The organism is Klebsiella sp. C239 (assembly GCF_048822715.1).
GTDB lineage: Bacteria > Pseudomonadota > Gammaproteobacteria > Enterobacterales > Enterobacteriaceae > Klebsiella > Klebsiella quasipneumoniae.
Genome location: NZ_JBMEZK010000007.1, coordinates 249,364 through 264,825 on the forward strand (window position 1 = coordinate 249,364; position 15,462 = coordinate 264,825).

At 51.5% G+C, this 15,462-nt stretch carries 15 protein-coding genes; 4 read left to right on the top strand and 11 right to left on the bottom strand.

Annotated features, from left to right (window positions below; translation table 11 throughout):
- Positions 1 to 42 precede the first annotated feature (42 nt).
- Complete coding sequence (locus ACOI6Z_RS19685; protein ID WP_263064099.1) at positions 43 to 1,233, top strand: OmpP1/FadL family transporter; 1,191 nt, start codon at positions 43 to 45, stop codon at positions 1,231 to 1,233.
- A 254-nt stretch (positions 1,234 to 1,487) separates the two neighbouring features.
- Here ACOI6Z_RS19685 and ACOI6Z_RS19690 read toward each other — a convergent pair whose 3' ends face one another.
- From ACOI6Z_RS19690 to ACOI6Z_RS19715, 6 genes are all read right to left on the bottom strand, one after another.
- A complete protein-coding gene (locus ACOI6Z_RS19690; RefSeq protein ID WP_072420177.1) occupies positions 1,488 to 2,111 on the bottom strand; it encodes a helix-turn-helix transcriptional regulator in 624 nt (207 codons plus the stop codon).
- A gap of 131 nt (positions 2,112 to 2,242) precedes the next feature.
- Positions 2,243 to 2,755, bottom strand: a complete 513-nt coding sequence (locus ACOI6Z_RS19695; protein ID WP_044523270.1) for a fimbrial protein — start codon at positions 2,753 to 2,755, stop codon at positions 2,243 to 2,245.
- Positions 2,756 to 2,765: 10 nt separating this feature from the next.
- Positions 2,766 to 3,773 carry a fimbrial protein gene (locus tag ACOI6Z_RS19700; protein WP_044523267.1) on the bottom strand — a complete coding sequence of 336 codons (1,008 nt, stop codon included), beginning with the start codon at positions 3,771 to 3,773 and terminating at the stop codon, positions 2,766 to 2,768.
- Positions 3,774 to 3,807: 34 nt separating this feature from the next.
- Complete coding sequence (locus tag ACOI6Z_RS19705) at positions 3,808 to 6,342, bottom strand: fimbria/pilus outer membrane usher protein (RefSeq protein WP_263064094.1); 2,535 nt, start codon at positions 6,340 to 6,342, stop codon at positions 3,808 to 3,810.
- Between the two features lie 28 nt (positions 6,343 to 6,370).
- Positions 6,371 to 7,048, bottom strand: a complete 678-nt coding sequence (locus ACOI6Z_RS19710) for a molecular chaperone (RefSeq protein WP_048298670.1) — start codon at positions 7,046 to 7,048, stop codon at positions 6,371 to 6,373.
- Positions 7,049 to 7,105: 57 nt separating this feature from the next.
- A complete protein-coding gene (locus tag ACOI6Z_RS19715; RefSeq protein WP_023289719.1) occupies positions 7,106 to 7,636 on the bottom strand; it encodes a fimbrial protein in 531 nt (176 codons plus the stop codon).
- Between the two features lie 439 nt (positions 7,637 to 8,075).
- Between ACOI6Z_RS19715 and ACOI6Z_RS19720 the strand changes: the two genes are divergently transcribed.
- Together ACOI6Z_RS19720 and ACOI6Z_RS19725 are read left to right on the top strand one after the other, a co-directional pair.
- Positions 8,076 to 8,735: a helix-turn-helix domain-containing protein gene (locus ACOI6Z_RS19720; RefSeq protein ID WP_420687501.1), complete on the top strand. Its 660-nt coding sequence runs from the start codon at positions 8,076 to 8,078 to the stop codon at positions 8,733 to 8,735.
- 66 nt (positions 8,736 to 8,801) lie between these two features.
- Positions 8,802 to 9,431 (top strand): helix-turn-helix domain-containing protein, encoded by a 630-nt coding sequence (locus ACOI6Z_RS19725; RefSeq protein WP_044523263.1) that lies wholly within the window; start codon positions 8,802 to 8,804, stop codon positions 9,429 to 9,431.
- Between the two features lie 101 nt (positions 9,432 to 9,532).
- Here ACOI6Z_RS19725 and ACOI6Z_RS19730 read toward each other — a convergent pair whose 3' ends face one another.
- Positions 9,533 to 10,741 carry an MFS transporter gene (locus tag ACOI6Z_RS19730; protein ID WP_420687502.1) on the bottom strand — a complete coding sequence of 403 codons (1,209 nt, stop codon included), beginning with the start codon at positions 10,739 to 10,741 and terminating at the stop codon, positions 9,533 to 9,535.
- Positions 10,742 to 10,844: 103 nt separating this feature from the next.
- Here ACOI6Z_RS19730 and ACOI6Z_RS19735 point away from each other — a divergent pair, with 103 nt between their 5' ends.
- Complete coding sequence (locus ACOI6Z_RS19735; protein WP_072421654.1) at positions 10,845 to 11,750, top strand: LysR family transcriptional regulator; 906 nt, start codon at positions 10,845 to 10,847, stop codon at positions 11,748 to 11,750.
- Positions 11,751 to 11,927: 177 nt separating this feature from the next.
- Here the strand turns inward: ACOI6Z_RS19735 and ACOI6Z_RS19740 are convergent, their stop codons facing one another.
- From ACOI6Z_RS19740 to ACOI6Z_RS19755, 4 genes are all read right to left on the bottom strand, one after another.
- Complete coding sequence (locus tag ACOI6Z_RS19740; RefSeq protein ID WP_064154600.1) at positions 11,928 to 12,356, bottom strand: cell envelope integrity TolA C-terminal domain-containing protein; 429 nt, start codon at positions 12,354 to 12,356, stop codon at positions 11,928 to 11,930.
- A 142-nt stretch (positions 12,357 to 12,498) separates the two neighbouring features.
- Positions 12,499 to 13,611, bottom strand: coding sequence for a M20 family metallopeptidase (locus tag ACOI6Z_RS19745; RefSeq protein WP_080820165.1), 1,113 nt, complete (start codon positions 13,609 to 13,611; stop codon positions 12,499 to 12,501).
- The gene (locus ACOI6Z_RS19750; protein WP_420687503.1) at positions 13,611 to 14,366 is read right to left on the bottom strand and encodes a glutamine amidotransferase; all 756 of its coding nucleotides are present in this window, start codon (positions 14,364 to 14,366) and stop codon (positions 13,611 to 13,613) included. Before ACOI6Z_RS19750 ends, ACOI6Z_RS19745 begins: the two co-directional genes overlap by 1 nt.
- A 14-nt stretch (positions 14,367 to 14,380) precedes the next feature.
- A complete protein-coding gene (locus tag ACOI6Z_RS19755; protein ID WP_048297514.1) occupies positions 14,381 to 15,460 on the bottom strand; it encodes a phosphotriesterase family protein in 1,080 nt (359 codons plus the stop codon).
- Between the last annotated feature and the right edge of the window lie 2 nt (positions 15,461 to 15,462).

Consider the following 15,462-nt stretch of genomic DNA (forward strand, 5'->3'; position numbering starts at 1 on the left):
GACAGAGAGGGACATTTTGTAATATAAATTGGCAGATAGCGCATGAAAAAAAAATTGATACTGGTATGTTTTGGGCTCCTTATTTCGCAGACCACCCAGGCGAGCGCACTCTACTTCTACGAAATTGGCACAGAAGATACGGCACTGGCAGGCGCAGGGCAGGCTGCTCGCGCTCAGGATGCATCAACGATTGTCACCAACCCGGCCGGGATGACTCGTTTGCCTGACCATATGTTTACGGGGGGAGTTCAGGCGATGGACGGTGATGTATCTTATTCACTTAACGATGACGCCGGACGTAAGAGCCCTGGGGATATTATGCGCTTCTTCCCTAATGCCAGCGCATTCTATGCGCAAAAAATCAATGATGATCTCTATGCTGGCCTCGGCATTTACGGCAACTATGGCCTGGGGATTGACTTTGGTCAGTGGGCTGGGGACAGATTAATCAAGAAAAGCACCATGGTGGCGATGACACTCAGCCCTTCAATCGCTTACAAATTAAGCGATAGAGTGTCTGTGGGCGGCTCTGTAAACATCAACTATGGCTTCCTGTCATTAACACGTAACGTCGATAATACTGATGAAACGCAGAAGGATCACGACTGGGCGTTAGGGTATCGTCTTGGCTTGCTGATGCAGCTGACGGAACAGACCCGGCTTGGTATAGCATGGACGAGTAAGACAGAATACGATTTTGATATTGATGGTAAGGCGCGCTTGCCGAATTTAGCCAACGTTGAGTACGAGCTTCCTGTCTCAGCGCAGGTACGCGCGCCTCAGCAAATTATGCTGAGCCTGGTGCATGATATCAATAAACGATGGTCGGTGATGGGCGATCTCGGTTGGCAGGACTGGAGCCAGTTTGGCGCCCCACAAATTGCGGTGGTGGGGCAGGAACTGGATAAAAAGAGCCGTCTGAAGGATTCCTGGCATACGGCATTAGGCGTGCAGTACCGTCCTACCGAACAATGGCGTTTCAACGCTGGTGTTGCCTTTGACAGCACGGTATACGATTCGCAGAGTGACGTAGCGCTGACCTTACCGACGGGTGATGAATGGCGTTTTGCCACAGGCGCCCAGTACCAGATTACACCGCAGAGCAACATTGGCGTCGCCGTCTCCTACTTGCATATGCAATCGTCTCACGTTCAGTCGCCTGCTATCTATAGCGGTAGCTACAACCACCCATATTTATGGTTTGCTAATGTAAACTATAGTTATCAATTCTGATGGGCTGATGTCTTTGCCGTTCAGTGAGCGCGGGGAGGGATGCGCAATTGATTTTTTGTGCCCTCGTAAAGGGACTATACCGCCCTGGTACGGTGGGTGTGGCGTTTATCCTGAATCAGTTTGATTAATTCGCCTGTATATCCTGAGCGCTGGTTGTCCACGATCCCTCGGGTCTTTCTTTGAGACCCGGGGGCGATGGTAAGTGGCGCAGGGAAGACGCCCGGCGGTCTGTTTCTGTGACTTGCCAGCTATCACTAATTTACATTTATAAAGCCCTTGGGCCAGTCGCTATTTATTGTCAGTTTATTGAGCAGGAGCATTAACTCATAATCGCTATGTAAGTTAAATTTCCTCATCACCATATATTTATGCGTATAGACCGTTTTCTCACTCACCATCAGTTCTTCGGCAATTTGCATGACTGACATCCCCTCATTTAAATAGCTCATGATGCGGATTTGCTGTGGCGACAGTTTGGTAAGCTGGCAATCACAACATGACCCGGTTGAGTGCCGATAATTTGTCTGATGCAGCCGGTGCCAGGCGGTATGCATTGCTGTACGTAACTGCGTCACGGAATGTCGGCGGGAGAGAAAGATAATATCCTGAAAGCAAGAGGGTAGCGCTGAGACACGCATGTCATCATCAACAATACCAATCACAATGCTTTTTTTTCGACTCCGCAGCTCAGGGCGGCAAATAAAACATTCTCCTGGGCATAATGCCAGCACAATAACGTCCGCTACCTTCACGCTTTCGGAGGTAAAGTTAAAGCTGAAATTAACTTTAGTGTTGTGCTGAGAAAAGAAATCATTAAAAAAAAAGGTCAGTCCACGCCTAAAGAGGGTATCCCACTCTTTTATTACAATGTTAACCATTTACTATACCGAAACATAATTATTAAGCGCAGCTGCATTGGGGGAATAATAGACGCAGCTTTTTTACCCTGTTAACTTCCTGAAGGGGATGACGACTCACGCGCCTATGACCCGCTATAGCCAGCAACCCGTCAGTTATATTGCATTGTCAAAACGACAACGGCATGAATGGAACCTGGCGTCGGCCTTCCCGCCACTGAGGTCACCATGGCGCTCATCGGAATCGTCGCCGTTCTGTCTGCGGCAATATTTTGCGTGATGCTGGATCCGCTGCCCATCAACAAACCTGTAGTAGCATCAGACATCGCAATGGCCACACGGGTTGCCGTGCCACTGTTTTGGTAATAATTCATGCCCGCTTCCGGGTCAGGCGTTCCGCTAAAACGGGTTGTCACGCTCAGCGTACCCGGCGGACAGCGGGAAAACAGGAGATTAAAGGTAACCGGATCGGAAGATGACCCGGGGGTGAACATGTTTGTTGCCTGAATATTACCAAGATCAACATTCATATTTTCACTCCCTCCGTTAAAGACGCAGGGCGCTGCGATAATACGACCTGTGACTTTGATATCGACGTTGTCTGCCGACAACGCAGGCAATACTATTGCGCATGCCATCAGCAACACGAGTTTATTCATTTTCATTTAACAGTCCTTATTGATAGGTAAGACTCAGCGTTGCGGAGGCATTGGCGATGCCGGTGGTTACCGTTGTATTGGTCTGATAGTAGCGTGCGGTTAACGGAAACATCTCCTGGCCGCCATTGGTTCTCTTCAGAACAAGATTATTGCCAAGGATGAGAGGAGTATTGTTATAAACCAGCTGCACGCCAACCCCCTGTGCGACGCCTGCGCTTCCCTGACCGGTTAACGCCAGCACGGTATTATCGCTGACGTCTGGATTTTGTGCCCCGGAGAGCATGACGTTAATATTGGCTCCGGCATCACAGTCCAGAATGAGATTCTGCGTTTTCTGCGCATTAGCGGGGGTTGATCCCACCGCAGAACCAAACTCGCTGACCAAAACGTCCCCCAGTTCAAATACCATATTCGACGTTGTCACCGCGCATGCCACCTGGGTAATAGATCCGGCCCCCGCATTGACGGGGATCTCAGGAGCTTGTTCTCCGCCGAGATATTGCATCGTAAAGGCGACAAACGATGCCAGTTGCCCCGTTACTGAGCCAGATGTAATATCACCAATCTTCCAGAATTGTATAACCGGCTGATAATCATGAATAACCAGCTCGCCTGGGTTTGAAGACCAACTGGACATTGAAGCGTTACCCCGGTCAATATAATCGGTGCCGCTAAATGTCGACGCGCCTGCTTTGGAGTTCATGTAAAAGCCAAAAGAAATACCCACCCCAGGCACATTGGTTTGATAAACGCGCCGCGCGCCGTACGTCGCGACATAGGGTAAAATAGCGCTTTTCATTCCTGAGCTAGACCCTTCATTGCCGGTTGTGACGCAGGTATAAGCATGTGCTAAAGAGCCATATATCTCATTGCTTATCGCCTGGCCAACGGGAACATCGCGCTGAACGATAATATTGCCATAATCCACGGTATAGGGAGAGCCGATGTAAGTATAATCACAACAGAAGCCACTCAATGGAAACAACACAGCCAGCATTAATAATGCAGATCGGAAAAGTCGCATACCTATGCACCTGATATAAAAATTCATTTCAACGTTATCGGCAAACAGCATTATCGATAATCACATCGTTATTCAGCTTCGTCATGTTTATCGAGTAATGAACCCTGCAGGTGTTTGCGGATTGATTTCCCCATTTCACGGTCAGGTTTACCTCGGGATCGAGACCCGTCAAATAGACCTGTCCGCTATCACCCACGATAAAACTGTTATGATCTGTTCCATCAACGCTGGCCATTGCGCCAAACGGCACTACCTGGCCGTTTCGCTGGCTCAAGGTCATCAACATGCGAACGCCTACGCTTGCCCGATAGTTCGCCCTGACAATCGCGCCACGCGTAGGAACCACGGTTTTGACCGTTTGCTCTAACTCAACATTAGCCGGTAATGTTTCAGTGATTAATGACACATCATTTTTGCGATAAGGCATTAAGTTAGAGGCAACCGTATATCCGCGATAATCGGTTGTCGCTCCGGTCATATTCTGGATGCCTACGCCGGCAGCCCCGGGGGCGGCAATCAGCACGTTGGTTTCACCCAGGGGCTGAGAAAACGTCACGCCATTGGCATGCGCAACCACACCTCCCTGAATCCCATAATTCAGACGATCGGTATTTTTGTCATAGCTGTACCCGGCTGTGATTTCGCCATAGGTGCCGCGATAATCACCATTCATATTGCCGGTGTAGGCCACGTCGTGAGTGCCGATCCCCTGTTGAATATTCCAGTTGAGCGCATTATTCGGCAAAGCAACGCCATTTAACCCAGCGCTGTGTGTCGTACCGTTATTCTTGCTGGTATTCATGCCATAGTTTGCCCATGTCTGCGGCAACAGTTTTTCCAGGGGAATGCTGATATTCAGCGCCAGCATCTGGTTTTTATCGTCGCTGTGGGCTGAGCTGTACGATCCCGCGCTCCCATTCTTACTCAGCGTCCAGGTCAGGCCATAACTGATACTGTGCCAGTAGTTGTTATACCCAACGCTCCATGATTCCATCGCCTTACCCGAATTCCAGTAATCTTCACGCGCGGCGTTCAGCATCAACGATCCCAGATGGTCTCCCAACCCCTGGCTCAACGTCAGCTCAGCACGGTTGCGGCGTCGGTCCTGAAGCGCCTGACTGTCACCGTGAGAATCCAGGACCTCTTGCATGCCATAGTAGCCGCTGGTCGAATAGCGGTAGCCGGCAATCGCGAAGTTGGTGCCCGTTGCGGCAAAATTTTTACTGTATCGAGCCCGCCATGATTGCCCCCTGGATTTCGGCATATTTTGCGGCGTGGACCAGCCCTGGGTGATATCGCTGGAGATTGCGCCAAAGTTACCCATGTTTTTACCGACGCCCGCGGCGAGGGACTGGTACTTACTCGACTCCTGTAATCCGCCGTAAAACGTAAAGCCATAGGGCAAGCCGAGAATAACGCTCATCTGAGCAAAGGGCGTTTTGTCCACGCTGCCGTTGTAAGAACGATATTGGCCGCCCGTTAACGCATATTTTATTCGGCCTTCACGCTGTAATACGGGAAGGGAGGCAAATGGCACGCTAAAGTGCTGCTCACTGCCATCAGCCTCTTTAATCGTGACATCAAGATCGCCGGCGCCGCCGGTAGGATACATATCCGTGATTTCAAAAGCCCCCGGCGCCACAAAGCTCTGGTATATCTGATAGCCATTCTGGCGAATTATCACCTGGGCATTGGTCCGGGCGATACCACGCACCACTGGGGCATAGCCCTTGAGGGAGTCGGGCAGCATGTCATCATCGGAGGCAAGTTGTCCTCCCCGAAAAGGCATGCTGTCGAAGACATCTGCCGGGGCAGAGCTATCACCCAGCGTGAGCTGCGACTGTAACGGGATTATCGTACGCTGAGCATAGGTATAAACCGTCTTCCAGGCATCGTGACCCTGTGAATCGCGCGACCAGGTGGTGTAATTTCTTAACCGCCAGGGGCCAATATTCACGCCAGGACGCAGGTTGGCATACTGATTATCGCTGGTGCTGCTGTTGCTATTTTTTGCCCAGTTATTGGCCCCACTCAGACTGTAGTTGAGCAGGGCGGCGTTAATCCCTTGATCCCAGCGATCCGGCGACACCGCTCCGCGCGCTTGCGCTGATAGTGCCGCTTGCGGAATGCTCAATACCAGACGCTGCATGGCAAACTGGAAATCCGTACTGGCCTGAGGGATCGCGGACAGGTTCGCACAGGATGTTTCGCCTTTTAACGCGGGAAAAAGTCCAGTCTTCACTCCCCAGCTTTCTAATTGCTCAATGGATAAACAGGGGACTAATTTGTCATCACCGCCAGGCCCTTTCAGCAACACAAACCTGATATCGCGGGTATCAACTAACCGATCGTCCAGGACGATATCAACATGATAATCCCCGGGAGCTTGCGCGCCCGATTCAAAACCAGAAAGATCGACTTTTTCTGTCCCCGGATTATCCAGTTCAACCAGTTCTGGATTAAAAAAATCGCGACTATAGCTATTTTGCGTATTACTGAAGAGCGCGATGGTTATCAATAATGCCAACCGTGGAGAACGTGCTTTTATATAATCCATTGCCATCATCATAAATCCCACTCAGTGTCTTTTCGCTGGTCTACAGACTGGCTTTGTGTTCTGCCCCGGGACTGCCATAATCATTGATAATTTTGAATGTCACTGGCCCGCCCGTTACGCCGGAGGGTAAATCGAACGTCGCTGTGCTACCGGGTAATACGTAACTGACATCGGGTAATTTTTTACCTGATAGTGAAATTTCGTTAAAATTCATGACATGCCGAGTCGGATTGTTTACCTGTATCTTATTACCGACGCGTTGCCAGCGTAATTTATCGACCTGCTCTTCAGGGGATGCGCCTTTCATCGCCGCCGGACGGTAGATGAGCTTGATTCTGGTTTTAATGGCAATTTGCAACGTATTGTCAACTTTAGCTGCAGAGGGTATGGCTTTTATATTAAGCCAAAATAAGCTCTCTTTATCCTGAGGTAATGCTCCGGTGGCAACAATGCGCTCGACGTTTTGTTGGCCATTATTCAGTCGATATAACGGTGGCGTAATGATGAAAGGCGCCTTTTCGGCACCGCCATCCGGCGTTTCGATCCAGGACTGGATCAGGTAGGGGGTTTTATCAGGATTATTTATGCCAATTGAGGCTTCTTTTTTATTACCATCAAAAATGACCCGCGTACCACCAATAACGACACCGGCCTGAGCAGCGGATAAGCCAATACTCAATATCGTGGTGGTAAGCAAGATACTGCGAAGAACATTCATTTTAGACCTCTGAAACATGGGGCCGTATCGACCCCATCAGCTTTTCTGGACAGAAAATCAGTTATATACAATGGAGAAGTTAGCAACAGAGTTGGCCGTACCCGGCGTTACTGATGCCGTGGTGGAGATATATTGCGCGTAGAATTTCAGCGTATTGTCCTGGGTGCTGCTAAGGGTGTAGTTATAGCTGTTCTCACCGTGTAAAGGCAGGTCGACTTTATCGGCGGTCATCAGGTTAATCGCCACCCCTGACGCCGCACTGGAGGTTGAGGTATCAATAGCCAGCAGGTTAGGGTTGGTCAGATCGGGGGTGCCATCAAAGCGTACTTTTGTCGAAGTCACTGTGGTTGGGCAGTTTTTAAGCACGATATTAAAATCCTTTGCAGCCGCTTTTGCGCCACTGTTCGGAAATTCAGTTTTATAAAAGTTACCGAGATTGACCTGCTGGTTTTGCGATGCCACATCGACTTCACAGGCAGTATCAAGAATATTGCCGACGAAATTCACGGTGCCAGCGGCAGCAAAAGCGTGAGACATAGACAGCGCTGCAGTTGCGGTCAAGGCAACTAAAACAAGACTCTTTTTCATTACGTTGTTTCCTTATTAACTTGGTTTGCCACTTATATCCAGGCAATAGGGTGCCGATGAGCGTTACACTCTTTTTGTACCAGCGCCTTATTTTTTACTGTGCAGCATGGCAGCCATAATTAATTACGGTAAGATCATGAACTGTTCTGCTGGCTGGCTAAAATTTATCTAATCACTTTCTTAAACTCAAATGATTTGTGGGTCTATAAGTAGACTCTCACTTAACGAATAAGTAACATTCCTTTTTTTATTGTATTTATTAAGGCCCGGTCTATTTTTAGACCCAAAGGTCATGAGGCACAAAATCAATTACTTAGAGTACATCTTTAGCACGGTCTACTTTTGGACCCTAAACCAATATTTCGCGGTTTCTTCATTTTTAAGATAATTCGTCGGGTCGATCAATAAAGCGATCACCGTAGAGGAATTGAGGCAGCATATGAACACGCGCTTAACCCCCCCGGAAAACCAGGACAAATCAATTGCCCTGGAATTAAAACCATTTCGGCACATCGAGACTCTGATAAATCATGTGTTGCCAGCAGCAGAAAGAGTAGTGATCGGCAGAGGTGAGGTCGTGCATTATTATAAAGATGATATCCGGCAATGTTTTTTACTATTGCAAGGTAGCGTCGCGCTGCACCGTCGCGGCGATGGCATTGTTTTAAATTCTGAATCATCACCCTTTATTCTGGGCGTCAGTAGTCAGTTTTCCTCAGAGCATCTCTATGTGAGAGCGCTGGAGACGTCAGAGATCGCCCGGATGTCACTGGATTGTTTTAATCACATCGTGGCGCAACTGGATCTATGGGAGCATTTTTCGAAACTCCTGATTTACACGGCCTCCCGGGTGTATGAGCATTGCGCACAAATCTCGCAGATGTCGGCTTATGACATCATCCGCTTTCAGCTTGTTGAACTGATGCAAGAGCCGGATGCGATACGGCAACAAATTACGGCTGCAGCCTATATTAAGAGCCGAACCTATCTTTCACGGAGCGGGATTATGCGAATTCTGGCAGAGCTGCGAACCGGGAACTACATCACCATGGAACGGGGTATACTTCTTGATATCAACCATTTGCCTCGAAAATACTGACGATGAGGATACCCGCAACAGGAAGCCAGGCTATAATCAGACAGGTCAATCTAAAGGTTATCGGTTATGTCCTCTTCAGCAAAACCTCACAGAGGTTCACCCTACGCGCAAGAGTTGATAATGCATTTACAGCCGTATTGCACGCCACGTAAAACTGAAAGGGGGGAGCAACTGGATTTCAAGGTGAATGGCCAGGGGATGTGTTACCTTATCCTTGAGGGAACCGTAGCGGTTTATCGCCGAAACGATAATATGATGCTGTCCACTGCGCGCAGTCCCGCCGTGTTTGGTCTTGCCAATCTGACGGATATTTACTTCGATGATTACATTAAAACTCTCAACTCCTGCGTGATTGGCGAGATCTCCACCGCTCGTGTTCATGACATTATTAAAGAAAAGTCGTTATGGGGGCTGCTCTCAAAGCAACTGATGTTTGTGTATGGCCGACTTTACAACAATGTGATGCCGCAGGGCGCACCGACGGCGTACGAGATGATCCGCCAGCAGTTGCTCAATTTAATTGAAGAAGATGAGAGTTATCGCGCCGCAGTCACAGCGGAACTCTACATCCGCGAGAAAACCCATCTTTCTCGCAGCGGCGTCATGCGCATACTTGCAGATTTAAAAACGGGTGGTTTTATCGAAATGGAAGAGGGAAGACTCATTAAAATCCATAAGCTTCCCGCCAGGTACTAAATTCAGACACCGTCAGACAAAAAAACGCCCCTCATCTCCATTTAGCGACCACACCAGGGTCAATGATAATTTTTAATGCCCAGGGCAGGGCGCGCCATGTTCTAGCCAGTGGTGCACCGATCGGGCGGGATCGTCCGCTTAGCCAGTTTCTTTTGCAAAATGATGATAATAATTGGGGATCCTGATGCGGAAATTGCACATAGCGCCAGCAACGTATCCATATTCTGGAGCGCCATGCGATGGTCAGGTAACAGAAAAGCGGACAGGAAAAATGCGGCAGTCGTCATCAGATACATCATGGACGTCTGTAATGAAGAGAATCCCGCTCGTTGGTTGTTATCAGGAAACTGAATCGTAACCGCCGAAGATGAAACCAGACGACTGTAAGCTGCCCCGAGAAATAACGTCATAAACAGCGCCGGATGCGGATAGCCCAGGAGGGGTATCAGCAAGCTCAGAATAAAAACGAGGGTTGACCCGGTCGCCAAACTCAATGCAGAAAAACGAGAGGTTAATGCCCCTGTCATTCTTGTAGACAAATACCCCGCCAGTCCCCCGCCGAAGAACAGCCAGGGCAGCTGGCCTTCAGAAGCCCCCAACAGCTGCGTCATTAATGGCGCCAGAACAGGAATGATCAGCATTGGACTAAACTGTACCAGCGCATTACCGGAAGCAAACAGTAAAGTATCAACATCGAGGGGCAGCGCGTGAGGCGTGTCGAAAGCGACGGGGTCCTGAGGGATGACAGTGACGATCAATGGCAATGCCAACAAACAGAGCGTGCTGATTAACCACAACGCGACATGCCAACCGTAATGAGTACACAAAAATAATATAGCGGGCATCCCCACAACGCTTACCAGCGAAAATGACGCAATCACCGTCGCCAACATTTTTCCGCGCAAGTCAGCCGGCGTGTGGTTTATCAAAATACCGATCCCCACCCCCATTGTCGTCCCTCCAACCAGCCCTGCGAAGAATCGCAAGGTAAGAAGAAGAGGAAAACGGGTTATGAATGTTGTCAACAGTGTCGCCATGGCTAGCAGCACCATATTAGCGATAAGAAAACGCTTCTTATTGCAATGGTCAACCCAGTAAAAGGCGATAATTCCCGACAGGACGGCTCCAGAGGTGTACATACCGGATACATAGCCTGAGAAGGAGACGGGAACAGCGAAATCCGCAGCCATAAATGTAAAAACAGGGCTGAACATCATATATTCCAGCGCATTAGTAAACTGCACAAAAGCGATGACCAGCGCTATCCGTATCAGCGCCTTTTGATTAAGTGTTGTGGTGACCCGTGGCATAGCAAGCGACCTGTTGATGAAAGATAACCTAGCTTAACTGCTATCAAACTTATCGATTAGATGGTAAAAATGGCACTCATTATTATCATATGTGGGATAGTTGATGCGGCCAGTTCTTGATTTTAATGCGCTGAAAGTCTTCATCGCTGTAGTTGAAAGAGACAGTTTTGTGGGGGCATCGAAAGCCCTTGAAATGCCGGCATCAAATGTCAGCCGTTGCATTGCTCAGCTAGAAGACAAACTGAATCTTCAGCTTATTGAACGCAGTACCCGACATATGAAACTCACTCAGGCGGGGCATCTACTCTATACCCGGGCGAAGCCATTACTGGAAGCGCTTGAGCAAACTGAAACCGAATTAACGTTGCGGCAAATGCAATTCAAGGGGCCATTACGTATCTGTATTCCTAATGAAATCGGTCCTGCATTGCTGGGGGCTATTGTTGCCGATTTCGCCTGTCAGCATCCGGACCTGGAGATAAGTTGCGTCACCAATTTGTCTGGTTATGAATCCCTGCGCGATGATCTGGATCTCGCTGTCATTGTGAGTCGTGGTCAGATGGATGACAGTGACTACATAGCCCGTCATCTGGTGACCATCCCTTGCACCATCGTTGCGGCCCCCTCCGTTATCCAGCGTTATGGCACGCCTTCTCGTATACAGCAATTTGAAGAATTGCCCTGTATTACAACGGTAAATGCGCTTAAAGGCGCTCCCTGGCAGTTTGTGAATAAAAAGGGCGGATTCGAGACGATTAAAGTGAACGGTCGTTATCGGGTCAACAGCGGGGAGATGGCAGGGCGAGCGGCCATCTCAGGCGTCGGTTATGCCATCCTGTCGAAACAAGCCTGCCAGCCCTATATTGACGATGGCCGGTTAATCGAAATTGAATTTGAACAATCGGCGGCCCCCTTGCAATTGTTCGCCCTGTATTCCGATCGGCGTTATTTGCCGGCAAAAACAAGAGCGCTTATTGATTTCATGTATCAGAGATTGAGTCATGAATAAGAGGCCATCATCAGCGCACCTGGATGCGCTGTCCCGTTCAGCCGGCGCTCTTGCCGCTCATCACCTCGACTCAAGCACCATTGAATCACTCCTCGCCGATCGCCTAAAAGCGTCTGTTAAAGCTTATCTTTTTAGCCATTGCCCTGGCGATGGCCGGGGCGCTTTCTACGGGCAAGCTCAGGCCTTCAAGTCCAGAACGACATGGCTGAATGTTTGATAGGTTTTTTCATCTGGCGCAGGCGGAATTTTGGCGACTTTCAGCGCGGACATCACCTGCGCGCAGAATGGCCGATCGCCGTTCTCGACCGCCGGATCCTGCACCGTGCCGTCACGCTGCAGGGTAAAGCGCACCGAGCATTTTTGCCCTTGCCAGGAGTCCGGCTGGTCTATGTTAGCGAAGATAGCCGCCTGGATCCGCGCCAGATAGCGTGAGGCTTTGGCCTGCGGTGACGTATCTGCACCCGTTTGATAATCGCGAAGTATCTTATCCACTTCTGCCGATATTTGAGCGTCTTCGGCGCTGTCCGGCGCAGAAGCATGACCCGAACAGGCGGAAAGGAGTAAAGAGAGGGTGCAAACGAGCACGGCGTTAATTTTCGCGGACATGGTAAGCCTCCTTGCTGGTGGTGAAACATTTCGTGTACGAGGCGGTTATCCTCTGTTATTCCGCGAGATTATTCAAACGCTGAATGCATAGTGCTCGCTTTAAGTGACACCGTCACATATCTTTGGCTTTCGTCGCGGACGGTTAGGCCATCCAGTCGCGAATCAGGTCACCGTATAGCCGTTCTGCCTCCGCCAGCCGGCTGAGCAGGCAGTACTCGTCGGTTTGATGAGCCATCGACGGCTCCCCGGGGCCGAGAATAATACAGGGCGGGTTGCCCAGGGCAGGCAGCAGCAGCGAGGCGTCGGTAAAGTAGGGCACCACGCGCGGTGTAATCGGCTCAGCGTGCAGCGGCTGACAGCGTTGGTAAACCTGCTTAATCCATGCATGATCCTCCCGGCTCAGGACCGCAGGCAGGTCGACCAGCGTGGTGACCGTAACGCTTTCGCCCAGCAGCGTCGTCAAGCGCTCCCGGATAGCGGCGTGCTGTAAATTGGGCGCGCTGCGGATATCGACATCAAAACGCGTGCGGTCCGGTACGGAATTAATATTGAGTCCGCCCTCTATGCGTCCGACGTTGAGGGTGGGTTGCTTCATCAGCGGATGCGGCGCGCCCGGCGAAAAATGCTGGATCTTACCCAGCGCATCCGCCGCAAGATAGATAGCATTGATCCCCAGCTCCGGCATCGCGCCGTGGGCGGTTTTTCCCCGCGTTTCGCAGCGTAGCCAGAGGGCGCCTTTATGACCGATAACCGGGTAGTTGGCGGTGGGCTCACCGACGATCAGCGCGCCCACCTCTGGCAACGTCTCGGAGGCGATCAGCGCCCGCGCGCCGTCGCAGCCGGTCTCTTCTCCGCCGGTGATCAGCAATAGTGCGCCGCGCCCGGCGCGAATCGTTTGCCGCTGATGAACGCAGGCGACGGCAAATGCCGCTATCGCCGCTTTCATATCGCTCGACCCGCGTCCATAAAGACGCCCGTCTTCCATCTGCGCACCGAAAGGATCGTACTGCCAGCGGGCATTTCCCAGCGGGACGGTATCCAGATGTCCGGTAAAAGCCAGCGGTTTACCGCTCTTCGACCCGGGCAGCCTGGCGATAAGATTGCAGCGTCCCTCGCCGAATGACGACAGCGACACCTCAAAACCGCTATCGGCAAGCCAGTCGGCGAAGAACCGCATGCAGTCGGCTTCGCTGCCCGGCGGGTTGATGGTGTTAAAGCCCAGCAGTTGCCGGGCGAGCTCAAGGGTAGCGGTCATCAGCGGCGTTCCGTCAGCCAGTCGAGGCAGTTAATCCACAGCTGGCGATAGCCGGGCCATTTGGCAAACTCTTCCGGCAGCCAGTGCGCCGACATGTCGCTGGTCCACACCAGCGAGCGCCCCCGCTGATATTCGCGAATGGCCAGCAGAGGATGATCGGTACCGGCCACGGTCGCCAGCAGTTTACCTTCCGGATGCATTTTAACCTCGTTATAGCCCAGCAACCACGGCCATTCGCCCGGAATATCGTTAAACAGGGGGTGAGATCCCGCCACTTCAGCAAAGCAGCCTTCCGGGGTTTCAATGCGATCGTCCCAGGCCAGGCAGCGAACCGGCAGCACTTTCTCCACCGCGGTATTACGGTAGCGCGCGCCGCCGTTGATCCCCTGGAAGCTGTAATAGCCGCCGATCATCATCAGCGCCCCCCCGCCGGCCACGTAATCATGCAGGAGCGTTAGACGGTTGGCGGTGCGGCGGCTCTTCAGCCAGGTGTCCGGATGCAGCAGCAGCGTATTGGCGCCGATATCCGAAAGGATGATCGCATCCCAGTGTTCCAGCGCTTCCAGCGTCAGCGGAAAGTCTGTCGCCGCCGCGTGGGCGGGCATATAGGTAATGGCATAGGGACTGTCGGCGAGCGCGGCCAGAAAATCCGTTGCGCCGGTGTGCCAGGTGGCGGTGGCAAACTGGTCGAAGCCTTTAACGTGCGTTGAGGTGCTGGTCCAGGACTCACCGACCAGTAAGATTTTTTTCTGCATGATGACGTTTCCTTTTATCCGCCAAAGACCCGCTGGGGGTTTCCAATCATTAAGGTTTCAAGCTGTTCGCCGCTGACGCCGTGGCGCCGCAGACGCGGAACAAAATGCTTGAGTATGTAGCCGTAACCGTGGCCGCCGTAGCGGGTGAGCATGGTTTTCAGGAAGACATCCTGCGACAACAGAATGTGCTGGATATAGCCGTCGTCAATTAACTCGCGGATCGCGCGGGCGTTCTCCTCGTCGGAGGGCGACTGCGCTGACTCGTCGGCGTAGTAATAGCTCATGCCAATCATGTCGTATTCGAGGAATGCTCCGCGCTGGGCCAGTTCGCGCTGGTAGCGCTTATCGGCAAAGCTGGGGTTCATATGGCACAGCACGGTATGGCGTAAATCGGCACCTTCCAGCTCGAGAATATCCAGCACCCGATGACCCAGCCGTTCCCAGCCCGGCAGATGGACCTCGATCGGCACGCCGGTCGCGGCGCTGGCCCGACCCGCAGCGCGCAGGGATTTCTCCTCATCCGGCGTAAAACGGCTGGAGATACCGATTTCGCCGATAAGCCCGGCGAGTACCTCCGGTTTCTCCTCCGCGCCGCCAAGATCGTAAATCAGCCGTTCGGTCAGCTGTTCAACGCTGCTGGTCCTTACCCACTCGGGGTGAGAAGGCTCCAGATAGAGGCCGGTACCCATAATAATGTTCAGACCGGTCAGACGCGCGATGCGCGCCAGCGCTTTCGGATCGCGGCCAATACCGATATTGGTCGGGTCGACCACGGTTTCGCCGCCAAGGGCGCGATATTTAGTGAGTTCCTCAATCGCAACGTCGACATCAAACAGCTGACAGTTATCGCGGCTCATCAACGGATTCAGTGACAGTTCGCCAAGGTTTTCCATTTTCACCGGCATTTCGGCAAGATGGCGATCGCTACAGCAGCAGGGCGGCACCCATTTGCCGGAGGCATCCAGCAGAATATGCTCATGCATCAGGGTGACGCCCATTTCGTTAATCGGCAGCGGGCCAAGCACTGTCATCACGTAACCGCTGCTGACGCCAACCGGCAACGGTGAGGGATGACGAAAAATTGATCCGTTCATCA